Genomic DNA, 22995 nt, shown 5'->3' with positions numbered 1-22995 from the left:
TCCCGATAAGTTGGAAATCCGCTGGAAGCTTTCTGGATGAGCGGCCTGCTCATCATATTTATGCAGTAATTGAGATTCCCTCTGAAGCAAGTCCTCAAACTTGTTTACCTGCGCGAAAGGATGAAAAAGAGGGCGAATGCGAGGTCCGCGTATGAAACGCTAACCCCGTCGCCATGCTCTTTCTGCGCCTGTGCGCCACGGTAAAGTTCAGTGGGAAGCCCGACGAGCCTGGGGAGGTTCACTGATATGTTGTACGATAAATCCCTTGAGAAGGATAACTGTGGTTTCGGCCTGATCGCCCACATAGAAGGCGAACCTAGCCACAAGGTAGTGCGTACTGCTATTCACGCACTGGCCCGTATGCAGCACCGTGGCGCCATCCTTGCCGATGGTAAAACCGGCGACGGTTGCGGCCTGCTGCTGCAAAAACCGGATCGTTTCTTCCGTATCGTAGCGGAAGAGCGCGGCTGGCGTTTAGCCAAAAACTACGCTGTCGGTATGCTGTTCCTGAATCAGGATCCTGAAAAAGCTGCCGCCTCACGCCGCATCGTTGAAGAAGAACTTCAGCGTGAAACCCTGTCGATCGTCGGCTGGCGCGATGTGCCAACCAACGAAGGGGTGCTCGGTGAAATCGCCCTCTCCTCGCTGCCTCGTATTGAACAGATTTTTGTCAATGCGCCTGCGGGCTGGCGTCCGCGTGATATGGAACGCCGTCTGTTTATCGCCCGCCGCCGCATTGAAAAACGTCTTCAGGATGATAAAGAGTTCTACGTCTGTAGCCTCTCTAACCTTGTGAACATCTATAAAGGTCTGTGTATGCCGGCTGACCTGCCGCGCTTCTACCTGGACCTGGCGGACCTGCGTCTGGAATCGGCCATTTGCCTGTTCCACCAGCGCTTCTCCACCAACACCGTTCCACGCTGGCCGCTGGCGCAGCCGTTCCGCTACCTGGCGCATAACGGCGAGATCAACACCATCACCGGCAACCGCCAGTGGGCCCGCGCCCGTACCTATAAATTCCAGACGCCGCTGATCCCGGACCTGCACGATGCCGCGCCGTTCGTGAACGAAACCGGCTCGGACTCCAGCTCCATGGATAACATGCTGGAACTGCTGCTGGCGGGCGGGATGGACATCGTGCGCGCCATGCGTCTGCTCGTGCCACCGGCCTGGCAGAACAACCCGGATATGGACCCTGAGCTGCGCGCGTTCTTCGACTTTAACTCCATGCACATGGAGCCGTGGGACGGCCCGGCGGGCATCGTTATGTCCGACGGTCGTTTTGCCGCCTGTAACCTGGACCGTAATGGTCTGCGTCCGGCGCGCTACGTTATTACCAAAGACAAGCTCATCACCTGTGCCTCTGAAGTCGGGATCTGGGATTACCAGCCAGACGAAGTGGTCGAGAAAGGCCGCGTCGGACCGGGCGAGCTGATGGTGATCGACACCCGCGGTGGGCGTATTCTGCATTCCGCCGAAACCGACAACGATCTGAAGAGCCGCCATCCGTACAAAGAGTGGATGGAGAAAAACGTGCGTCGTCTGGTGCCGTTTGAAGATCTGTCGGACGAAGAAGTGGGCAGCCGCGAGCTGGACGATGACACCCTCGCGAGCTTCCAGAAGCAGTTTAACTACAGCGCGGAAGAGCTGGACTCGGTTATCCGCGTGCTCGGTGAAAACGGCCAGGAAGCGGTCGGCTCAATGGGTGACGATACCCCGTTTGCCGTGCTCTCCAGCCAGCCACGCATTATTTATGACTACTTCCGTCAGCAGTTTGCGCAGGTCACTAACCCGCCAATCGATCCGCTGCGCGAAGCCCACGTCATGTCGCTGGCCACCAGCATCGGCCGTGAGATGAACGTCTTCTGTGAAGCTGAAGGCCAGGCGCACCGTCTGACCTTTAAATCACCGATCCTGCTGTACTCCGATTTCAAACAGCTCACCACCATGACCGAGGAGCACTATCGCGCCGACACGCTCGATATCACCTTCGACGTGACCGAAACGAGCCTCGAAGAGACGGTGAACGCGCTGTGCGATAAAGCCGAGCAGATGGTGCGTAACGGCACCGTTCTGCTGGTGCTGTCTGACCGCAACATCGCGAAAAACCGTCTGCCGGTGCCTGCACCCATGGCGGTGGGGGCTATCCAGACGCGTCTGGTGGACAAGAGCCTGCGCTGCGATGCCAACATCATCGTTGAAACCGCGAGCGCGCGCGACCCGCACCACTTTGCGGTGCTGTTAGGCTTTGGCGCCACGGCAATCTACCCGTATCTGGCCTACGAAACGCTGGCCCGCCTGGTAGATACCCGCGCGATCGACAAAGACTACCGCGCTGTGATGCTGAACTACCGTAACGGCATCAACAAAGGTCTGTACAAAATCATGTCCAAAATGGGCATCTCGACCATCGCCTCTTACCGCTGCTCGAAGCTGTTTGAAGCGGTCGGCCTGCATGACGACGTCGCCAACCTCTGCTTCCAGGGCGTGATCAGCCGTATCGGCGGCGCCGGTTTTGCTGACTTCCAGCAGGATCTGGTGAACCTATCGAAACGCGCCTGGCTGGCACGTAAGCCGCTGGAACAGGGCGGCCTGCTGAAATATGTCCACGGGGGTGAGTATCACGCTTATAACCCGGACGTGGTGCGCACGCTGCAACAGGCGGTGCAGAGCGGCGAGTACAGCGATTATCAGCAGTATGCAGAGCTGGTGAATAACCGTCCGGCAGCGACGCTGCGCGATCTCATTGCCCTCAATCCAGGTGATGAAGCGGTCAGCATTGACGAGGTTGAACCCGCGTCTGAGCTGTTCAAACGTTTCGACACCGCGGCGATGTCTATCGGCGCGCTGAGCCCGGAAGCCCACGAAGCGCTGGCGGAAGCCATGAACAGCATCGGCGGCAACTCCAACTCCGGCGAAGGCGGTGAAGATCCGGCCCGCTATGGCACCAATAAAGTGTCCCGTATTAAGCAGGTGGCGTCTGGTCGCTTTGGCGTAACGCCTGCGTACCTGGTTAACGCCGACGTGATTCAGATTAAAGTCGCGCAGGGTGCGAAACCGGGTGAAGGCGGTCAGCTGCCGGGTGATAAAGTCACCCCATACATCGCTAAGCTTCGCTATTCAGTGCCGGGCGTGACGCTGATCTCCCCGCCGCCGCACCACGATATCTACTCTATCGAGGATCTGGCGCAGCTGATTTTCGACCTGAAACAGGTCAACCCGAAAGCGATGATCTCCGTGAAGCTGGTTTCCGAACCGGGCGTTGGCACCATTGCCACCGGCGTGGCGAAAGCCTATGCGGATCTGATCACCATCGCCGGTTACGACGGCGGCACCGGCGCAAGCCCGCTCTCCTCCGTGAAATACGCGGGTTGTCCGTGGGAGCTTGGCCTGGTGGAAACCCAGCAGGCGCTGGTCGCTAACGGCCTGCGTCACAAGATCCGTTTGCAGGTGGACGGCGGACTGAAAACCGGCCTCGACATCATCAAAGCGGCGATTCTGGGAGCGGAAAGCTTCGGCTTTGGTACCGGCCCAATGGTTGCGCTCGGCTGTAAATACCTGCGTATTTGCCACCTGAACAACTGTGCAACGGGCGTTGCTACCCAGGACGAAAAGCTGCGTAAAAATCACTACCACGGCCTGCCGTTCAAAGTGACCAACTACTTTGACTTCATCGCCCGTGAAACCCGCGAGCTGATGGCGCAGCTGGGCGTGAAGCGTCTGGTAGACCTGATTGGCCGTACCGACCTGTTGAAAGAGCTTGAGGGCTTCACGGCCAAGCAGCAGAAGCTGGAGCTGTCTAAGCTGCTGGAAACCGCTCAGCCGCATCCTGGCAAAGCGGTTTACTGTACCGAGAACAACCCGCCGTTCGACAACGGCGTTCTGAACGCACAGCTGCTGCAACAGGCGAAGCCGTATGTGGATGAGAAGCAGAGCAAAACGTTCTGGTTTGATATCCGCAACACCGACCGTTCCGTGGGTGCGGCCCTCTCCGGTTACATCGCGCAAACGCACGGTGACCAGGGTCTGGCGTCGGATCCGATTACCGCGCACTTCAGCGGTACCGCGGGTCAGAGCTTCGGCGTGTGGAACGCAGGCGGAGTTGAGTTATACCTGACCGGCGATGCCAACGACTACGTCGGAAAAGGCATGGCGGGCGGTCTGCTGGCGGTGCGTCCTCCGGTTGGTTCAGCCTTCCGCAGCCATGAAGCGAGCATCATCGGCAATACCTGTCTGTACGGCGCAACCGGCGGTCGTCTGTTTGCCGCGGGCCGTGCGGGCGAACGTTTTGCGGTGCGTAACTCCGGCGCCATCACCGTGGTGGAAGGCATCGGCGATAACGGCTGTGAATACATGACGGGCGGAATTGTGTGCGTCCTGGGTAAAACCGGCGTGAACTTTGGCGCGGGCATGACGGGCGGTTTTGCCTACGTCCTGGATGAAGACGGTGAGTTCCGCAAACGCGTGAACCCGGAGCTGGTGGAAGTGCTGGACGTTGATACGCTGGCCATCCACGAAGAACACCTGCGCGGTTTAATTACCGAACACGTGCAGCATACCGGTTCTTCGCGCGGCGAAGAGATCCTGGCCAACTGGCCGGCGTTCTCTGCGAAATTCGCGCTGGTGAAGCCGAAGTCCAGCGATGTTAAAGCCCTGTTGGGTCACCGTAGTCGTAGCGCAGCAGAGCTGCGCGTGCAGGCGCAGTAAGGAATTCAGATGAGCCAGAACGTTTACCAGTTTATCGACCTTCAGCGTGTTGATCCGCCAAAGAAACCGCTGAAGATCCGTAAAATTGAATTTGTTGAAATCTATGAGCCGTTTTCAGAAGGCCAGGCCAAAGCACAGGCAGACCGCTGCCTGTCCTGCGGTAACCCTTACTGCGAATGGAAGTGTCCGGTCCATAACTACATCCCGAACTGGCTGAAGCTGGCCAACGAAGGGCGTATTTTTGAAGCCGCCGAGCTGTCTCATCAGACCAACACCCTGCCGGAAGTGTGCGGCCGCGTGTGCCCTCAGGATCGTCTGTGTGAAGGCTCCTGTACGCTGAACGACGAGTTTGGCGCGGTAACCATCGGCAACATCGAACGCTATATCAACGATAAAGCGTTCGAGATGGGCTGGCGCCCGGATATGACCGGTGTGCGTCAAACCGACAAGCGCGTAGCGATTATCGGCGCGGGCCCGGCAGGCCTGGCCTGTGCGGACGTGCTGACCCGTAACGGCGTGAAGGCGGTGGTCTTTGATCGCCACCCGGAGATTGGCGGCCTGCTGACCTTCGGTATCCCGGCCTTCAAGCTGGAGAAAGAGGTGATGACCCGCCGCCGCGAAATCTTCACCGGCATGGGCATTGAGTTCAAACTCAACACCGAAGTGGGCCGCGACGTGCAGCTCGACGACCTGCTGAAAGATTACGACGCCGTGTTCCTGGGCGTAGGCACTTATCAGTCCATGCGCGGTGGTCTGGAGAACGAAGATGCGCCAGGCGTGTACGACGCGCTGCCGTTCCTGATTGCGAATACCAAACAGCTAATGGGCTACGGCGAGACCGCCGATGAGCCGTTCGTCAGCATGGAAGGCAAACGCGTGGTGGTGCTGGGCGGCGGTGATACCGCAATGGACTGCGTGCGTACCTCCATTCGCCAGAATGCGGCGCATGTCATCTGTGCCTACCGCCGTGACGAAGAGAACATGCCGGGCTCTAAGCGCGAAGTGAAAAACGCACGTGAAGAGGGCGTCGAGTTCCAGTTCAACATCCAGCCTCTGGGTATTGAAGTGAATGCCAACGGTAAAGTGAGCGGCGTGAAGATGGCGCGCACGGAGATGGGTGCGCCAGATGCGAAAGGCCGTCGTCGCGCGGAGATCGTGGCCGGTTCTGAACACGTGATCCCGGCTGACGCCGTGGTGATGGCGTTTGGTTTCCGTCCTCACAGCATGGAGTGGCTGGCGAAGCACAGCGTAGAGCTGGACTCTCAGGGCCGCATCATTGCGCCAGAAGGCAGCGATAACGCGTTCCAGACCAGCAACCCGAAAATCTTCGCCGGTGGCGACATCGTTCGCGGCTCTGACCTGGTGGTCACGGCGATTGCCGAAGGCCGTAAAGCGGCTGACGGGATCATGAACTTCCTGGAAGTGTAAGCCCCTCTGACTCCCCGGCAGAAGCATAAAGCGGAACGCTGGGGAGCCTGTTTTCAGTAGCCTACCCTTAAGTTAATGGTGCCTTTTTAAGCAAAAAAGCAGCGTAAATCCCGACGTAAACGTTTGCTTTCGTGAAAAAAATGTATATTATGCGGCGGATTTTTTGGCCAAAATTCAAGGAGGCATTGTGTCGCAAGATAACAATTATAGCCAGGGCCCCGTCCCTCTGGCGGCGCGGAAAGGCGTGGTTCCACTCACTTTTGTGATGTTAGGGTTAACGTTTTTTTCCGCCAGTATGTGGACCGGAGGCACGCTCGGTACCGGTCTTTCCTATAATGATTTCTTCCTCGCAGTTCTCTTCGGCAATCTCCTCCTCGGTATTTACACTGCTTTTCTTGGCTACATTGGCGCAAAAACCGGCCTCTCAACCCATCTTCTTGCGCGTTACTCGTTCGGTATAAAAGGTTCCTGGCTTCCCTCCATGCTTTTAGGCGGTACGCAGGTAGGATGGTTTGGCGTCGGCGTAGCGATGTTTGCCATCCCGGTGAGTAAAGCCACGGGCATCGACGTGAACATCCTGATTGCGGTTTCCGGCCTGTTGATGACGTTAACCATTTTTTTTGGCATCTCTGCACTGACGATTTTATCCATCATCGCCGTACCCGCTATCGTCATCCTGGGTAGCTACTCCGTCTGGCTGGCGGTGGACGGCGTGGGAGGATTGGACCACCTCAAATCCATTGTGCCGCAGACGCCGCTCAACTTTTCCAGCGCGCTGGCGCTGGTTGTAGGCTCGTTTATCAGCGCAGGCACGCTGACCGCCGACTTCGTCCGCTTTGGCCGCAATGCCAAAGGTGCCGTTCTGGTGGCGATGGTGGCATTTTTCCTTGGCAACTCGCTGATGTTTATCTTCGGTGCGGCAGGCGCTGCCGCCGTAGGACAGGCCGATATTTCTGACGTGATGATCGCCCAGGGACTGCTGCTGCCGGCCATTGTCGTTCTTGGCCTGAATATCTGGACCACCAATGACAACGCGTTGTACGCCTCTGGTTTGGGTTTCGCCAATATTACTGGCCTTTCCAGCCGTACGCTGTCGGTGGTTAATGGCATTATCGGTACGCTGTGCGCGCTGTGGCTATACAACAACTTCGTTGGCTGGCTGACCTTTTTGTCGGCAGCGATTCCGCCGGTTGGCGGGGTGATTATCGCCGACTACCTGATTAATCGCCGCCGCTATGCCAGCTTCGACCACGCAAAATTTGTGTCCGTTAACTGGATTGCCATTTTCTCGGTCGCCCTGGGTGTTGCTGCCGGGCACTACATTCCGGGAATTGTCCCCGTTAACGCAGTATTGGGTGGCGTCTTCAGCTATTTGGTGTTAAACCCATTCGCCAAACGTACCCTTGCTAATCCTTCGGAGGTTTCCCATGCAGAATAATTCCCTCACTATCCGTCAGGCCCGTTTGCAGGGGCAAGAGGGTTTATGGCAAATCACGATTGAGGACGGACGCTTCAGCCGTATCGATCCTCAGGAAACCGCCTCTGCGCCAGTCGGTCAGGTGCTGGACGCCGAATGCGGGCTGGTTATCCCTCCTTTCATCGAGCCGCATATCCATCTGGATACAACGCAAACGGCGGGTGAACCGAACTGGAACCAGTCCGGCACGCTTTTCGAGGGAATCGAGCGCTGGGCCGAACGCAAGGCGATGCTTACCCACGAAGACGTTAAAACTCGCGCGATGCAGACCCTGAAGTGGCAAATCGCCAACGGCATTCAGTACGTACGTACACACGTTGACGTCTCGGACCCCACCCTTACGGCACTGAAAGCCATGCTGGAGGTGAAGCAGGAAGTCGCCCCGTGGGTCGATATGCAAATTGTGGCATTCCCGCAGGAAGGCATTCTTTCTTATCCGAACGGTGAAGAACTGCTTGAGGAAGCCGTGCGTTTAGGGGCGGATGTCATCGGCGCAATCCCCCACTTTGAATTTACGCGTGAATATGGCGTTGAGTCGCTGCATAAAACGTTTTCCCTGGCCAGAAAGTACGACCGACTGATCGATGTCCACTGTGATGAAATTGATGATGAACAATCGCGCTTCGTTGAAACCGTTGCCGCACTGGCACATCGTGACGGAATGGGTTCACGCGTGACCGCCAGCCATACCACGGCGATGCACTCCTATAATGGCGCGTATACGTCCCGACTGTTCCGCCTGTTAAAAATGTCAGGCATTAACTTCGTGGCAAACCCGCTGGTTAACACGCATTTGCAGGGCCGTTTCGATACCTATCCCAAACGCCGAGGCATCACACGCGTCAAAGAAATGCTGGAAGCGGAGATCAACGTCTGCTTTGGTCATGACGACGTTTTCGATCCGTGGTATCCGCTGGGAACCGCGAATATGCTTCAGGTTCTGCATATGGGGCTGCACGTTTGCCAACTGATGGGTTACGGGCAAATAAATGATGGGCTTAACCTGATCACTACCCACAGCGCGAAAACGCTCGATTTGCAGGACTATGGCGTGCTCGTTGGGAATACAGCAAACCTGGTGATTCTCCCGGCAGAGAATGGGTTTGATGCAGTTCGTCGCCAGACGCCGGCACGATACTCTGTTCGCCACGGCAAGGTGATTGCCGAGACGGTGCCCAGCCAGACAACCTTGCACCTGACGCAGCCGGAAGCGGTGACGTTTAAGCGCCAGAATATCGAATAACATTGCCGGATGGCGGCTGCGCCTTATCCGGCCTGCAAATTACGTTATGCCCGCAGGCCTGATAAGCGAAGCGCCATCAGGCCTATAAACTACGTATCCAGCAAGCGGGCGCGTACCTTCACCACGACTTTCTTTATCTCGCCTGGCTCAAGGATTGCGCATCCTGGCTTATGTGGCTCTCCCGGCATAAATACGGCGCACATCCCCGGCCGGAGGGTGACACACTGTTCACCTGCAATCTCACTGCACAACTGATAATCTTCTTCAGGATGAAAATCTTCACGCTGGCGTGCCGAGCCCGTCACGCCAAAGAGGATGCGCTCTTCTCCCGTCAATAACACCTGGATATCAATATATTGCTCATGCAGTTCCGCTTTCTTCTGGTCTGGAAACTGCGTGGCAAACGTCATCACGTTCATGAAGATATCCTCACCGCGAAGCTCATAACGTCCTGCCGCTTTTTCCAGCGGACGGGCAGCCAGCGCGAGGGTTAGCGCCTCCAGAAGAACGGGATGCAACCCCGTGGAGGGAAGCGTCCGAATCTCACCAAAAAACATCATCTTTCTCCCTGAGCTAACAGCGCCGCGCCCAGTAAGCCCGCATCGTGTCGATAGTGCGCGGCGGTTAATTCAACGTGATAAACAGAAGGATGCTCCTCAAGATACGCGCGGACCCGCGCCAGATACCCTCCTGCCAGCCCGATGCTGCCGCCAATCACCACGCGCTGGCAGTCCATCACCGCTTTCGTGTCGGCAATAAGCCGCGCAAGTACCTGTGCAGAACGTTGGACCAGTTCCGCCGCCTGTTTATTTCCCTCTGCCGCGCGCGCAAAAATCGTTTTTGCATCGCATCCTGCAAGCTCTCCCCTGGCTGCGGCGGCAATACCGCGACCAGACGCGATGGCTTCCACGCACCCCACGCGACCACAGCCGCATTGCGGGCCGTTTGGATCGGCGAGCGTATGCCCAAGATGCCCAGCCAGTCCGCCGCTTCCGGTCACGAGTTTCCCGTTACTGACTACGCCGCCCCCCACGCCCGTTGAAACAGTCAGGAATACCATGTCTTTAATTTCCTTCGCACTAACGTGATATTCCGCCCATGCCGCAGCCTGAGCATCATTGATCGCCAGGGTCGGCAAACCAGCAATGTCTTCGAGCGTCTGCACCAGCGGAAAATGGTGCAATCCTCCGAGATTTTGCGGGTTAATCGCCAGCAGATTGCCGTCCTGAATGATTCCGGTTGAGGCAATGGCCGCACGCGTTGCCTGGGTCTGTAACGGCTTGACCAGCTCAGCCAGCGCCTCACGCAGTGCGTCAGGCGTCTTACTGGCGGGCGTAGGGCATTCGCGTCGCGCGTGGATCTGTAAACCGTCATCCACCAGGGCGGCGGCAAGTTTAGTTCCACCTATGTCTATCGCCAGTGTCGTCATAGCACCGCCCCGCTCGGAAATGTTTTTATCCCGTTGTGACATACCTCATCCCTTACGAATGTGCCCGGTACAGGTCCGGGCAAGCGGATTAACTTTTGCTTTTCGCTAAAGCGCTTTTATCACCGCCAAACGGGACGGCTCCGCTGAAAGGTTTACCGTCAATAGCGTCATGCGTACGCAGGGCTTCTGGCCTGATCCAGCGCTGAACGCGGGAGGGCATATCCAGACCAATAAGCAAGATCACCACAAACGTCAGGCCAAAGGAGAGCGATCCCAGGGCCGTGCCCAGCGCCATATCCTGCGACAGCAGCGCGCCAATCACCGGGGCAATCGCGCCGCCCAACGCGCCAACGTTGTAGGTAAAGCCCAGACCCGCCGCACGCTGGTCGGTATCGAAATAGCCGCCGATGAGTTTGGGTAAGATCCCGGAGATCCCCTGCCCCAGCATCTGCTGGAAAAAGAGTAACAAGCCCAACACCCAGACATTGGCGCCGCCGATCGCAAAGACGGGAACAATCAGGAGCTGTGAGGCCAACAGGCTACAGACATAGGCCTTGCGGGTGCCAAGCCAGTCACCGAGAAAACCACCCACGCAGCAGCCTACCGCCGCACCGAAGCCGCTAAAGAACAGCACCTTCGCCACCGTTGACGGATCATAGGCCAGGTCGGTTTTCAGATAAGTGGGTAATAGCGCCTGAATCGGCCAGGAGTAGAGAAAGGCGAAGAGCACGACAACCATCAACGTGACGCCCGTCGGCCAGCGTTTACCGCTGCTTTGCACCATAAAGCTGATAAAGACGATGGCGCAAAGCAGGCCGAGAATAACGACCAGCCCCGCGTTGTTGAGTTCGCCTGCAAAACAGAACCACAGCGCCGTACCGGCAAACAGCGTCATCGCCATATTGATGACGCGGTATTTGCCGCGATACAGAATATCAACCATGGTGCGCACCGGGGCTTTGCCTTCGTGCTTCGCTTTCCAGTCCTCAGCTTCCGGAATATTTTTCCGCAGCCACAGGGCAAAGACGATGGGCAGAATGCCGATAAAGAACAGCGCCCGCCAGCCCCAGACGGGCACGACAAGGCTGTAGACCTGGGCCGCAGCCACGGCGCCGACGGAGAAACCGGAAATCAGAAAACCACTCGCCTTGTTGCGCAGGTGCTTTGGCCAGCTTTCAATCACATAGGTTGCGCTGGAGCCATATTCCCCCGCCATCCCCATGCCTATCACCATGCGGGCGATAAACAGGGTGACGTAACCCGGCGCAAAACCGCAGGCCAGCGTACCGCAGGAAAAGAGCACGATGCTGGTGATCATCGCCAGCTTGCGGCCATAGCGGTCGCCCATGGCGCCCAGCAGCAGGCCGCCGAACCAGCGCGATATAAAGGCCGCCGAAATCAGGCTCGCCGCTTCCACTGTCGTCAGGGCAAACTCGCTTTTTATTTCTGTCAGGACTAAGGCTATCAATACAAAATCGAAGCCATCAAGCAGATATCCCAGCCAGGCGGCGGAGAAGGCGCGCCACTGAGGACGGGTAAGATGGCGGTACCACGGGATGCTTTGGGTAGACTTACTCATTTCACTCTCCCGACGATTTCTCTGTCGTTTTGCCGGATGGCGGCTGCGCCTTATCCGGCCTACGTAGCATGTTTTTGTAGGCCGGATAAGGCGAAGCGCCCCCGGCTATGCGTTAGCGTTTTTCCGCCATTAGCTGCTCCGCCAGCGCTTTCAGCGCTGGCACGAATTTTTCATCCACAGGGGCAAACGGCTTACGGCACAGCGGCACGGATACCACGTCCATATAGTGCAGAACCGTTTTCAGACCACGGAACACCCCGGCTTTAATCAGCAGATCGATCACCGTGTTGCATTCGCTTTGCAGGCGCTGTGCGGTGGCGTTATCCCCTTCACGAACCGCTTTAGCGATCGCCTGGTAGCGCCAGCCCATAATGTTGTAGGTGCTGCCGATCCCCCCGTCCGCGCCGGCCAGCAGGCCGGAGGCGAAGATCTCGTCATAACCGTTGTAGAGCACCAGATCCGGATGTTCACGACGGATCTGCTCCATCTGGAAGAGATCGCCGGAGGTTTGCTTCAGCGCGCCGACGCCGGGCAGCGTTACCAGCGTGTTGATCTGATCCAGCGTTAACTTAACGCCGCTTAGCGCAGGGATGTTATAAACCACCATCGGCAACCCCTCCGCGGAGTCAATAATTGCACGATAGTGGTCGCAATGTTCTTCAAAGCTAAAGGGATAGTAAAACGGTGTGACGGCGGACACAGCGTCAAAACCGACGCGGGCGGCGGCCATGGCTAACTGCTGGCTTTCCGCCGTGCTGACGCAGCCAACATGGGCGATGAGCGTGATTTTCCCCTTCGCCTCTTCCGCCACAATCTCCATCACCTGCTCTCGTTCCGAAAGGCTCTGTACAAAGGCCTCTCCCGTTGAACCGCCGACGTACAGCCCATCGATACCCTGTTCAATATTGAACCGCACCAGACGGCGCAGGCTTTCTTTATCCAGCATCTGCTCAGAGTTAAACGGGGTCAGGAGTGCGGCCATTACGCCGCGTAATTGCGTTGCCATAGTTACCTCAATCGATCGTGTGTTTGTTATAACGACATACCTTTATACCTGTTATACCAGATCAATTAAGCAGCAGTAGAATACAGAACGCTTATATTGCGATCTGCTTCACTAAAGGATCGTTATTTTTTGGCTTTTGAATGCTGGCCGAAAGCGTGCCAGGTGGCGGAGACGCTGTTAAGGTGAGTTTGCAACGCCCGATCCGCTTCATCCGGATCCCGGCGGCGGATCGCATCCACAATTGCGATATGCTGGCGATAGCTGACTTCATTATGCTGATAAAGCTCTGCGTCCGGTACTTTAGGACGCGCCGCAATTAACCAGTCTAGCAGCGCAACGTGGATCGCATTGAAGATCGGATTGCCGGGGATCTCCGCCAGCACGCGGTGAAAATCGACATCGGAACGAATAAATAGCGTGTTGTCATCCAGGGACTGGCTGTTGATCTCCAGGGCTTTCGTGAGCTGCGCAATCTGATCGTCAGTGGCATATTCTGCGGCATAACGAACGAGGCTGGATTCAAAGAACAGGCGAAGCTGCTCGAAATGGGCAATACCGCCGGGCTGGGTCAGAAAGTCTTTCGCCATTCCCGACAATTCACTGATGATGGTATCGGCAGACGGCATGGTTACGCGGGCACGTTCACCGTTGTTAATCTGCACCAGCCCTTTACGCTTTAGCGCCGCCAGCGCTTCGCGCACCGAGGGGCGACCCACGTTGAAGAACTCCATCAGTTCGCGCTCGGAGGGTAACTGCTCTCCCTGGGCAAATTCCTTCCGACGGATCATCTGCTCCAGCTCTTCTTCCACCATATCAGACAGTTTTTTGCGCGCCAGCGGCCGACGGCGCAGGCTGCGACCAATGGTTTCATCAGAGTTTTCAGCTTTAAGATCAGTCGGTTTCATTGCAGTCCGGTGCCATTGAAGGAAAACAGTTCATCATAACACAGGAAATTAGAGGGGGCGAAAAGGGACGGAAAGCAAAACAGGCCCGTCGGGCCTGTTTGTTTATTTCACAACGCGCAGTGCGGGACGACCACCGCGTGGTGGTGGCTCGTCATCCGGATCGGTGTCATCATTATGATCGGGTTTATCGCCATCGATGACAGACATTACCGTGTCGCTTTCGCGTTCATCGGATGCCTCATCATCATTCAGGCTGGCAACCTCTTCATCATAAGCCGCTTCCGGCTCAAACATGGTGCCCGCACCGTTTTCACGGGCGTAGATAGCCAGCACAGCTGCCAGCGGCACGGAAACCTGACGCGGCACGCCGCCGAAGCGCGCATTAAAGCGCACTTCGTCGTTCGCCAGCTCCAGGTTACCCACTGCGCGTGGCGCAATATTCAGTACAATCTGTCCGTCGCGCGCGTATTCCATTGGAACCAGCACGCCCGGCAACGTCACATCCACAACCAGGTGCGGCGTGAGCTGGTTATCCAGCAGCCATTCATAGAAGGCGCGCAGCAGATACGGACGGCGTGGTGAAAGTTGTGACATTTCCACAGTCATTAGCCTCGGCCGAGACGCATTTCACGTTCCGGTTCAGTTAAAGATGCCAGGAAAGAGTCGCGCTCAAAGACGCGAGTCATGTAGCCTTTCAGCTCTTTCGCGCCAGGGCCGCTGAACTCTACGCCCAGGGTTGGCAGACGCCACAGCAACGGAGCCAGGTAGCAATCCACCAGGCTGAACTCGTCGCTCAGGAAGAAAGGCTTTTGACCAAATACCGGCGCAATCGCCAGCAGCTCTTCACGCAGCTGTTTACGTGCAGCATCCGCTTCAGAAGAGGAACCGTTGACGATAACGTTCATCAGCGAGTACCAGTCTTTCTCGATACGCTGCATGTACAGGCGGCTTTCACCACGCGCAACAGGATAAACAGGCATCAGCGGCGGATGCGGGAAACGCTCATCCAGGTATTCCATAATGATACGGGATTCCCACAGGGTCAGCTCGCGATCCACCAGCGTCGGTACGCTTTGGCTCGGGTTGAGATCGATCAGATCCTGAGGCGGGTTATCCTTTTCCACATGCTCGATCTCAAAACTGACACCCTTCTCGGCCAGCACGATACGAACCTGATGGCTATAAATGTCAGTAGGACCAGAAAACAGCGTCATTACCGAACGTTTGTTGGCAGCGACAGCCATGAAAACCTCCAGGTATATTCAGAATTTTTACTGCTACCAGCCCAACGGGGCCAGCCAGATGATGTATCGCCCATCCCAGAGAAGACACATTGTTCAAGAATCGAACAAAAATCGAGTATTCACCGATATTTGGGCAGAAAATTGGATGATAGTTTACCAGATTTTGATGGCTTTGTGGTGAGGGGATTCCGGAAATGTGGAAAAAGAGAAGATATATGAAATGTTACTGTGGATAACCTGCGCATTATCCATAAAAAAACCCGCCGAAGCGGGTTTTTCGCCAATCGTTCTGCGTAAGCAGAATGGATTAACGTTTGGAGAACTGTGGACGACGACGTGCTTTACGCAGACCCACTTTCTTACGTTCAACCTGACGAGCGTCACGAGTAACGAAGCCAGCTTTACGCAGTTCAGAACGCAGGGATTCGTCGTACTCCATCAGCGCGCGGGTGATACCGTGACGGATCGCACCTGCCTGACCGGAGATACCACCACCTTTAACGGTGATGTACAGATCCAGTTTTTCTACCATATCAACCAGTTCCAGCGGCTGGCGAACTACCATGCGGGCAGTTTCGCGACCGAAGTATTGTTCCAGAGAACGCTGGTTGATTACGATTTTACCACTGCCCGGTTTGATGAAAACGCGAGCTGCGGAACTTTTGCGGCGACCAGTGCCGTAGTATTGATTTTCAGCCATTGCCTATAATCCCGATTAGATGTCAAGAACTTGCGGTTGCTGTGCCGCGTGGTTGTGCTCGTTGCCTGCGTAAACTTTCAGTTTACGGAACATAGCACGACCCAGCGGGCCTTTTGGCAGCATGCCTTTAACCGCGATTTCAATCACACGCTCAGGACGGCGGGCAATCATCTCTTCAAAGGTCGCTTCTTTGATACCACCGATGTGGCCGGTGTGGTGGTAGTACATTTTGTCAGTACGCTTGTTGCCGGTAACAGCAACTTTGTCAGCGTTCAGAACGATGATGTAATCACCGGTATCAACGTGCGGAGTGTATTCCGCTTTATGCTTACCGCGCAGGCGACGAGCCAGTTCAGTAGCCAGACGGCCCAGAGTTTTACCGGTCGCGTCAACAACATACCAGTCGCGCTGTACGGTTTCTGGTTTAGCTGTAAAAGTTTTCATTAAAAGCTTACCCAAATAATAAGTTACACGTTGGTGAACACCCAAACGTTTAGTCAGTTGAGGTTCACACGACAAAGTCCGGCAAACCTACCCCTTCGAATAGCACATGCCGACACATAGAAAGTTTCGGGAAAAAAACCTTCTCGTAACGTGGGGTCGCAAGATTATAGAGAAGTTGAGGTCAAAGATCGACCCTTAAATGTGATTTGGAATGGGTTTTTCGGGGTCAGGTATTGTGCGGTCTGGTGCCCTCACCCCCAGCCCCTCTCCCACAGGGAGAGGGGAGCATTTATTACGGCATATGCTCACGCTTGAGGTACTCTTCGCTCTGCATCTCTTGCAGGCGCGACAGGCAGCGCTGGAACTCAAACTTCAGGCGCTCGCCCTGATAAACCTCATATAAAGGCACCTCGGCGCTGACCACCAGCTTAACGTGGCGCTCGTAAAACTCATCTACCAGCGCGATGAAGCGGCGCGCTTCGCTCTCCATGAGTGGGGTCATAACGGGCACATCCCACAACATAACGGTATGGAACAGACGCGAAAGTGCAATGTAGTCATGCTGGCTGCGGGCGTCCACGCAGAGCGTTGCAAACGAGACGGCCAGCGTCTGGTTTTCTACGCCAAGCGTCGGCAACGGACGATGATTAATCTCCAGCGCTGGCGCGTTACCCCGCGGCGCTCCCGCCAGCGCCAGCCACAGTTTATCCATCTCGCGGGCTGTGTCGGCGTTCAACGGCGAAAGCCACAGGTGTGCCTGCGTTAATGTGCGCAGTCGATAATCGACGCCGGCATCGACGTTCATGATGTCGCAGTGCTGTTTGATAGCATCAATGGCCGGCAGGAAACGCGCCCGCTGGAGACCATTGCGATAAAGCTCATCCGGCGGGATATTGGAGGTCGCCACCAGAGTGATCCCACGCACAAACAGCGCTTTCATGAGGCCCCCCAACAGCATGGCATCCGTAATATCGGAAACGAAGAACTCGTCGAAGCAGAGCACGTCCGTTTCCGCCTTAAAGCGATCGGCCACAATGTCCAGCGGGTCGGTTTCGCCCTGGAGCGCCGTCAGCTCTTCATGGACCCGCAGCATAAAACGGTGAAAGTGCAGGCGCTGCTTACGCGTGCCGGGCAGGCTCTGGTAGAACATGTCCATCAGCCAGGTCTTACCCCGCCCAACGCCGCCCCACATATATAAGCCACGAACCGGTGCGTTCACCGTGGGCTCTTTTTTGCCCAGTAAACGGCCGAATGCCGCCTTCAGCCCACTGCTCTGCACCGCATCGGCGGGTTTCGCCAGAAGTTCCTGATAAATCGTGTCCAGGCGGTTAACCGCTTCACGCTGGACATCATCCGGCTGGTGTGTGCCCTCGCTCAGGGCCAGTTGGTAACGCGATGAAGGGGACAGGTTTTGCATGATGTTGTTGTTATTCCTTTAGTTAAACCTCACCAGCGCGCGTGGCTGATGAAAAAAAGGCCGTTCTACACTACGCGATGATACGTCAGGATTCCACTTCTGCGGAAATAGCGGTTATAGTGGCATAATCAGGCACAGGCAGGAGCCGAGCCAACACCCTACGGAACAACAAGACAACGGGAGAAGTTCATGACCTGGGAATATGCGCTAATCGGTTTAGTCGTCGGCATCATCATTGGTGCTGTGGCCATGCGTTTCGGTAACCGCAAATTGCGTCAGCAGCAGTCACTGCAATACGAACTGGAAAAGAACAAAGCCGAACTGGAAGAATATCGCGAAGAGCTGGTCAGCCACTTTGCCCGTAGCGCTGAGCTGCTGGACAACATGGCGACAGATTATCGCCAGCTCTACCAGCACATGGCGAAAAGCTCCAGCAGCCTGCTGCCGGAAATGACCGCGGAGACCAACCCCTTCCGCAATCGTCTGGCTGATTCTGAAGCCGGTAACGATCAGGCTCCGGTTCAGATGCCACGCGACTATTCAGACGGCGCGTCCGGCCTGCTGCGCGGTGGCGTAAAACGCGATTAATCGCACAACCTGAATAAATTTTACGGGCGCACCTTATGCGCCCATCCTTTCTTCCCGTCCCCAGCTATTATTTAGTCAAACACCTCATTGTTCAGCGGTTGAAAATTCAATAACATCAAGATGTTTTTGGGGCCGTTCTTTTTCATTCCAGGATACGAGAGTCAGCATCAATGAAGAAAAAAAACCAGCTGTTGAGCGCCTTAGCGTTAAGTGTCGGGTTATCACTCTCGGCGTCCTTCCCCGCCAGTGCGGCACTGCCTTCGCAGGTGCCTGGACAAGAAGCCATTCCCAGCCTTGCGCCGATGCTTGAAAAAGTCCTGCCTGCGGTAGTCAGCGTTCAGGTGGAAGGGACGGCACGCCAAAGCCAGCGTATTCCTGAAGAGCTGAAGAAATATTTTGGCGAAGACGCGCCGGATCAGCAGGCTCAGCCATTTGAAGGCCTGGGCTCAGGGGTGATTATCGACGCGGCTAAGGGCTATATCCTGACCAATAACCACGTGATCAGCCAGGCCGATAAAATCAGCGTTCAGCTGAACGATGGTCGGGAGTTTGACGCCAAACTGATCGGCGGTGACGATCAGAGTGATATCGCCCTGCTACAGGTGCAAAACCCCAGCAACCTGACCCAGATCGCCATTGCAGATTCCGATAAGCTGCGCGTCGGTGATTTTGCCGTCGCGGTCGGTAACCCGTTCGGTTTAGGCCAGACCGCCACCTCCGGGATTGTCTCCGCCCTGGGGCGCAGCGGCCTGAATCTCGAAGGGCTGGAAAACTTCATCCAGACCGATGCCTCCATCAACCGGGGCAACTCCGGCGGTGCGCTGCTTAATCTGAACGGCGAGCTGATCGGCATCAACACCGCTATCCTCGCGCCAGGCGGCGGCAGCATCGGGATTGGTTTTGCCATTCCGAGTAACATGGCGAAAACCCTATCTCAACAGCTGATTCAGTTTGGCGAGGTTAAGCGCGGTCTGCTGGGCATCAAAGGCATGGAGATGAGCGCCGATATCGCCAAAGCCTTTAAGCTCAACGTCCAGCGCGGGGCGTTTGTCAGCGAAGTGCTGCCCAACTCAGGCTCTGCGAAAGCGGGCGTGAAATCCGGCGACATTATTGTCAGCCTGAACGATAAACCGCTGAGCAGCTTCGCTGAATTACGATCACGTATTGCCACCACGGAGCCGGGCGCTAAAGTGAAGCTGGGCCTGATCCGTGAGGGCAAACCGCTGACTGTGGAAGTGACGCTGGACAAGAGCACCTCCTCTTCCGCCAGCGCAGAACAGATCTCCCCGGCTCTACAGGGCGCTACGCTGAGCGACGGTCAGCTTAAAAACGGCACGAAAGGCATTTCTGTCACTACCGTTGAGAAGAGCAGCCCGGCCGCGCAGGCAGGTTTACATCAGGACGACGTGATCGTGGGCGTGAACCGCACTCGCGTGCAGTCTATTGCCGAAATGCGTAAGGTGCTGGAGAGTAAACCGGCGGTCATTGCCCTGCAAATTATCCGTGGCAACGACACCCTCTACATTTTACTGCGTTAACCATTTGCGACTCCGGACATCGCCGCTGCGTGTGATGTCCGGATAACTCATGTTATGCTGCAAACCGTTCCTTTTTTAACGACACACGCATCATGCTTTTAAAGCTCTTTCGTTCAATTGTCATTGGTTTGATCGTTGCCGGTCTGCTGCTGGTGGCTATGCCATCTTTACGCCAGTTCAACAAACTGTCGGCTCCTCAGTTCGACAGCACGGATGAAACGCCTGCGACGTACAATCAGGCGGTACGCCGTGCCGCCCCCGCCGTGGTTAACGTCTATAACCGCGGGCTTAACAGTTCCGCTCATAACCAGCTGGAGATCCGCACGCTCGGTTCCGGTGTGATCATGGATGACCGGGGCTACATCATCACCAATAAACACGTCATTAACGATGCCGACCAGATTATCGTCGCCTTACAGGATGGCCGCGTGTTTGAAGCCCTGCTGGTGGGGTCGGACAGCCTTACCGACCTGGCGGTGCTGAAGATCAACGCCACGGGCGGTCTGCCGACAATCCCGATTAATCGCAAACGCACGCCGCACATCGGCGATGTGGTGCTGGCGATCGGTAACCCGTACAACCTGGGCCAGACCATCACTCAGGGGATCATCAGCGCGACCGGTCGTATCGGCCTGAACCCGTCAGGGCGGCAGAACTTCCTGCAAACCGATGCCTCGATCAACCACGGTAACTCCGGCGGTGCGCTGGTGAACTCTCTGGGCGAACTGATGGGCATTAACACCCTCTCCTTCGACAAGAGCAACGACGGCGAAACGCCGGAAGGGATTGGCTTTGCCATTCCGTTCCAGCTGGCGACCAAGATCATGGACAAGCTGATCCGTGATGGCCGCGTGATCCGTGGCTACATCGGTATTGGCGGGCGTGAAATCGCGCCGATGCATACGCAGGGCGGTGGTATCGATCAGATCCAGGGGATTGTGGTCAACGAAGTGGCGCCTGGCGGCCCGGCGGCCAACGCAGGTATCCAGGTGAACGACGTTATCCTTTCCGTCAACGGTACGCCAGCGGTCTCTGCGCTGGAAACCATGGACCAGGTGGCTGAGATTCGCCCGGGCTCCATCATCCCTGTTGAAGTCATGCGTAATGACAAGAAGCTGACGATTCAGGTCACCATCCAGGAATACCCGGCCACTAACTGACGGGCATAAAAAAACGGAGCTTAACGCTCCGTTTTTTTTACCGGGATAAGATCACTTGTTAACGAATTCTTCGCCCAGCGTAATGTCTTTCTTCAGCGTATCCAGCATGCCTTCCATCGCGTTTTGCTCAAACGCGCTCAGCGTGCCGATAGACTTACGCTCTTCAACACCGTTTTTACCCAGCAGCAGCGGCTGAGAGAAGAAGCGCGCGTGTTCACCGTCGCCTTCAACATAGGCGCATTCAACAACGCCTTTTTCGCCCTGCAACGCGCGAACCAGAGACAGGCCGAAACGTGCCGCCGCCTGGCCCATAGACAGGGTTGCAGAACCGCCACCCGCCTTCGCTTCCACCACTTCGGTGCCTGCGTTCTGAATACGTTTGGTCAGGTCAGCCACTTCCTGCTCGGTGAAGCTCACGCCCGGGATCTGCGACAGCAGAGGCAGGATGGTCACGCCAGAGTGACCGCCGATAACCGGCACTTCCACTTCCGTTGGCTGCTTGCCTTTCAGCTCAGCCACGAAGGTATTGGAGCGGATGATATCCAGCGTAGTTACGCCGAACAGTTTGTTCTTGTCGTAAACGCCCGCTTTCTTCAGCACTTCTGCTGCGATAGCAACGGTGGTGTTCACCGGGTTGGTGATGATCCCGATGCACGCTTTCGGGCAGGTTTCAGCAATCTGCTGAACCAGGTTTTTCACGATGCCCGCGTTGACGTTGAACAGGTCTGAACGATCCATACCCGGTTTACGCGCAACACCCGCGGAGATCAGCACCACGTCGGCACCCTGCAACGCAGGACGCGCATCTTCACCGGAGAAGCCTTTGATTTTCACAGCTGTCGGGATGTGGCTCAGATCAACCGCCACACCTGGGGTTACCGGAGCAATATCGTACAGGGAGAGTTCTGAGCCTGAAGGCAGTTGGGTTTTCAGTAGTAGGGCAAGCGCCTGGCCGATACCACCAGCAGCGCCGAGGACTGCGACTTTCATCCTAAACTCCTTATTATGGTTAACTTAAGTATCTGTAACTCCGTTGCGGCGACCATAATTCAGCACGTCATTAATTACAATTTTCATCGCTAAAGAATTTGAGGTCGCACGTCTTTCGCCTTCACCTGAATACTATCGGGATGCAGGCAACAACGAATTAAGAGGGGGTTACAATACACCCTGCCACGCCACCAAAACAACATCATTTTGATAACATTTAATTTACTTTTAAGCTTATTTGCGCGGCGTGACCCAGGCATGTTTTCCGATAACGAAATCTGATAAAATCTCTCCCTTTCATAACATTATTTCAGCCTGGCGCCAGGTAGATAATTTGCATAAAAATTCATCCACATGCATAATAATGTTGTTTCTATCGTCATATTCCGGGTGACTTATGCGAAGCTCGTCTAAGCAAGAAGAATTAGTGAAGGCGTTTAAAGCGCTACTCAAAGAAGAGAAATTCAGTTCTCAGGGAGAAATTGTTCAGGCGTTGCAGGAACAAGGCTTCGACAACATCAACCAGTCGAAGGTCTCTCGCATGTTAACCAAGTTTGGTGCGGTGCGTACGCGCAACGCCAAAATGGAAATGGTTTATTGCCTGCCTGCTGAACTTGGCGTGCCAACGACCTCCAGCCCGCTGAAAAACCTGGTTCTGGACATCGACTATAACGATGCCGTGGTCGTGATCCACACCAGCCCGGGCGCAGCCCAGCTGATTGCCCGCCTGCTGGACTCGCTGGGTAAAGCAGAGGGGATCCTCGGGACCATCGCCGGCGATGACACCATTTTTACCACCCCGGCAAATGGTTTCTCGGTGAAAGACCTCTACGAAGCGATTCTGGTCCTGTTCGAACAGGAGCTGTAATTGTCTGCCCCGTAGCGCCTGGCTGCGGGGATCATTCTGCTTTTACCGCGTTTTACCCTGCTTTTCTCTGCCTGCTACTTTTGCAAATAGTGCTTTTTACCGCCTGTTAACATTCATTCAGTGAATGATCTGCCGCAAAATCGCACAAAAAATCAAATTAACATACCCCTTTGATTTAAATAAGAAAAAACCACAAACCTCGCATTGTGACGCCCTTTTTTATGCATTCTCGTTATAAAAAATGAATTTTTTAACGCGTAATAACAGACGAA

At 55.7% G+C, this 22995-nt stretch carries 19 protein-coding genes; 8 read left to right on the top strand and 11 right to left on the bottom strand.

Annotated features, from left to right (window positions below; all coding sequences use genetic code 11):
* The first annotated feature begins 246 nt into the window (after window positions 1-246).
* The 4 genes from gltB (at window position 247) to SK54_RS04435 (ending at window position 8855) form a co-directional block, all read left to right on the top strand.
* A complete protein-coding gene (gltB, locus tag SK54_RS04450) occupies window positions 247-4707 on the top strand; it encodes a glutamate synthase large subunit (protein WP_048246801.1) in 4461 nt (1486 codons plus the stop codon).
* A gap of 9 nt (window positions 4708-4716) precedes the next feature.
* Window positions 4717-6135, top strand: coding sequence for a glutamate synthase subunit GltD (gene gltD, locus SK54_RS04445; RefSeq protein ID WP_017382721.1), 1419 nt, complete (start codon window positions 4717-4719; stop codon window positions 6133-6135).
* 187 nt (window positions 6136-6322) lie between these two features.
* Window positions 6323-7573, top strand: coding sequence for a cytosine permease (gene codB / locus SK54_RS04440; RefSeq protein ID WP_017693905.1), 1251 nt, complete (start codon window positions 6323-6325; stop codon window positions 7571-7573).
* The gene (locus SK54_RS04435; RefSeq protein WP_017693904.1) at window positions 7563-8855 is read left to right on the top strand and encodes a cytosine deaminase; all 1293 of its coding nucleotides are present in this window, start codon (window positions 7563-7565) and stop codon (window positions 8853-8855) included. Before codB ends, SK54_RS04435 begins: the two co-directional genes overlap by 11 nt.
* Window positions 8856-8944: 89 nt before the next feature.
* Here SK54_RS04435 and nanQ read toward each other — a convergent pair whose 3' ends face one another.
* From nanQ to zapE, 10 genes are all read right to left on the bottom strand, one after another.
* On the bottom strand, window positions 8945-9412 hold the full coding sequence (gene nanQ, locus SK54_RS04430) for an N-acetylneuraminate anomerase (protein ID WP_023295505.1): 468 nt from the start codon (window positions 9410-9412) through the stop codon (window positions 8945-8947).
* Window positions 9412-10284, bottom strand: coding sequence for an N-acetylmannosamine kinase (locus tag SK54_RS04425; protein ID WP_015571999.1), 873 nt, complete (start codon window positions 10282-10284; stop codon window positions 9412-9414). Before SK54_RS04425 ends, nanQ begins: the two co-directional genes overlap by 1 nt.
* Before the next feature lie 88 nt (window positions 10285-10372).
* Window positions 10373-11863 (bottom strand): MFS transporter, encoded by a 1491-nt coding sequence (locus SK54_RS04420; RefSeq protein ID WP_048246799.1) that lies wholly within the window; start codon window positions 11861-11863, stop codon window positions 10373-10375.
* A 112-nt stretch (window positions 11864-11975) separates the two neighbouring features.
* Window positions 11976-12869 carry an N-acetylneuraminate lyase gene (gene nanA, locus SK54_RS04415; RefSeq protein WP_017693901.1) on the bottom strand — a complete coding sequence of 298 codons (894 nt, stop codon included), beginning with the start codon at window positions 12867-12869 and terminating at the stop codon, window positions 11976-11978.
* Between the two features lie 122 nt (window positions 12870-12991).
* Window positions 12992-13774 carry a transcriptional regulator NanR gene (nanR, locus tag SK54_RS04410; protein ID WP_017382717.1) on the bottom strand — a complete coding sequence of 261 codons (783 nt, stop codon included), beginning with the start codon at window positions 13772-13774 and terminating at the stop codon, window positions 12992-12994.
* Between the two features lie 102 nt (window positions 13775-13876).
* Window positions 13877-14374: a ClpXP protease specificity-enhancing factor gene (sspB, locus tag SK54_RS04405; RefSeq protein WP_026080566.1), complete on the bottom strand. Its 498-nt coding sequence runs from the start codon at window positions 14372-14374 to the stop codon at window positions 13877-13879.
* 5 nt (window positions 14375-14379) lie between these two features.
* Entirely contained in the window at window positions 14380-15018 is a 639-nt protein-coding gene (gene sspA / locus SK54_RS04400; protein ID WP_003860438.1) for a stringent starvation protein SspA, read from the bottom strand.
* 307 nt (window positions 15019-15325) lie between these two features.
* Complete coding sequence (gene rpsI, locus SK54_RS04390) at window positions 15326-15718, bottom strand: 30S ribosomal protein S9 (protein WP_003860436.1); 393 nt, start codon at window positions 15716-15718, stop codon at window positions 15326-15328.
* A gap of 15 nt (window positions 15719-15733) precedes the next feature.
* Window positions 15734-16162: a 50S ribosomal protein L13 gene (rplM, locus tag SK54_RS04385; RefSeq protein ID WP_003860434.1), complete on the bottom strand. Its 429-nt coding sequence runs from the start codon at window positions 16160-16162 to the stop codon at window positions 15734-15736.
* Between the two features lie 292 nt (window positions 16163-16454).
* Window positions 16455-17579 (bottom strand): cell division protein ZapE, encoded by a 1125-nt coding sequence (gene zapE, locus SK54_RS04380; RefSeq protein ID WP_048246797.1) that lies wholly within the window; start codon window positions 17577-17579, stop codon window positions 16455-16457.
* A gap of 189 nt (window positions 17580-17768) precedes the next feature.
* Here zapE and zapG point away from each other — a divergent pair, with 189 nt between their 5' ends.
* From zapG to degS, 3 genes are all read left to right on the top strand, one after another.
* The gene (gene zapG, locus SK54_RS04375; protein ID WP_003860432.1) at window positions 17769-18167 is read left to right on the top strand and encodes a Z-ring associated protein ZapG; all 399 of its coding nucleotides are present in this window, start codon (window positions 17769-17771) and stop codon (window positions 18165-18167) included.
* Window positions 18168-18337: 170 nt separating this feature from the next.
* A complete protein-coding gene (degQ, locus tag SK54_RS04370; protein ID WP_023295506.1) occupies window positions 18338-19705 on the top strand; it encodes a serine endoprotease DegQ in 1368 nt (455 codons plus the stop codon).
* Between the two features lie 92 nt (window positions 19706-19797).
* Complete coding sequence (gene degS, locus SK54_RS04365; protein WP_003860430.1) at window positions 19798-20865, top strand: outer membrane-stress sensor serine endopeptidase DegS; 1068 nt, start codon at window positions 19798-19800, stop codon at window positions 20863-20865.
* Between the two features lie 51 nt (window positions 20866-20916).
* On the opposite strand, the gene mdh is transcribed toward degS, so the two are convergent.
* Complete coding sequence (gene mdh / locus SK54_RS04360; RefSeq protein ID WP_003860429.1) at window positions 20917-21855, bottom strand: malate dehydrogenase; 939 nt, start codon at window positions 21853-21855, stop codon at window positions 20917-20919.
* Window positions 21856-22252: 397 nt separating this feature from the next.
* On the opposite strand from mdh, the gene argR reads away from it, so the two are divergent.
* Window positions 22253-22723 carry a transcriptional regulator ArgR gene (gene argR, locus SK54_RS04355; protein WP_003860428.1) on the top strand — a complete coding sequence of 157 codons (471 nt, stop codon included), beginning with the start codon at window positions 22253-22255 and terminating at the stop codon, window positions 22721-22723.
* Window positions 22724-22995: the final 272 nt, after the last annotated feature.

This window comes from Enterobacter sp. MGH120, from assembly GCF_001037725.1.
GTDB classification, from domain to species: Bacteria; Pseudomonadota; Gammaproteobacteria; order Enterobacterales; family Enterobacteriaceae; genus Enterobacter; species Enterobacter hormaechei_C.
This window is presented reverse-complemented; position numbering and strand designations above follow the sequence as displayed.

Bases quoted from the DNA above. Each gene is read 5' to 3' on its own strand.
- gltB (WP_048246801.1), top strand. From the start codon at position 247: ATGTTGTACGATAAATCCCTTGAGAAGGATAACTGTGGTTTCGGCCTG.
- gltD (WP_017382721.1), top strand. From the start codon at position 4,717: ATGAGCCAGAACGTTTACCAGTTTATCGACCTTCAGCGTGTTGATCCG.
- SK54_RS04435 (WP_017693904.1), top strand. From the start codon at position 7,563: ATGCAGAATAATTCCCTCACTATCCGTCAGGCCCGTTTGCAGGGGCAA.
- nanQ (WP_023295505.1), bottom strand. From the start codon at position 9,412: ATGTTTTTTGGTGAGATTCGGACGCTTCCCTCCACGGGGTTGCATCCC.
- SK54_RS04425 (WP_015571999.1), bottom strand. From the start codon at position 10,284: ATGACGACACTGGCGATAGACATAGGTGGAACTAAACTTGCCGCCGCC.
- SK54_RS04420 (WP_048246799.1), bottom strand. From the start codon at position 11,863: ATGAGTAAGTCTACCCAAAGCATCCCGTGGTACCGCCATCTTACCCGT.
- nanA (WP_017693901.1), bottom strand. From the start codon at position 12,869: ATGGCAACGCAATTACGCGGCGTAATGGCCGCACTCCTGACCCCGTTT.
- nanR (WP_017382717.1), bottom strand. From the start codon at position 13,774: ATGAAACCGACTGATCTTAAAGCTGAAAACTCTGATGAAACCATTGGT.
- sspA (WP_003860438.1), bottom strand. From the start codon at position 15,018: ATGGCTGTCGCTGCCAACAAACGTTCGGTAATGACGCTGTTTTCTGGT.
- rpsI (WP_003860436.1), bottom strand. From the start codon at position 15,718: ATGGCTGAAAATCAATACTACGGCACTGGTCGCCGCAAAAGTTCCGCA.
- rplM (WP_003860434.1), bottom strand. From the start codon at position 16,162: ATGAAAACTTTTACAGCTAAACCAGAAACCGTACAGCGCGACTGGTAT.
- zapE (WP_048246797.1), bottom strand. From the start codon at position 17,579: ATGCAAAACCTGTCCCCTTCATCGCGTTACCAACTGGCCCTGAGCGAG.
- zapG (WP_003860432.1), top strand. From the start codon at position 17,769: ATGACCTGGGAATATGCGCTAATCGGTTTAGTCGTCGGCATCATCATT.
- degQ (WP_023295506.1), top strand. From the start codon at position 18,338: ATGAAGAAAAAAAACCAGCTGTTGAGCGCCTTAGCGTTAAGTGTCGGG.
- degS (WP_003860430.1), top strand. From the start codon at position 19,798: ATGCTTTTAAAGCTCTTTCGTTCAATTGTCATTGGTTTGATCGTTGCC.
- mdh (WP_003860429.1), bottom strand. From the start codon at position 21,855: ATGAAAGTCGCAGTCCTCGGCGCTGCTGGTGGTATCGGCCAGGCGCTT.
- argR (WP_003860428.1), top strand. From the start codon at position 22,253: ATGCGAAGCTCGTCTAAGCAAGAAGAATTAGTGAAGGCGTTTAAAGCG.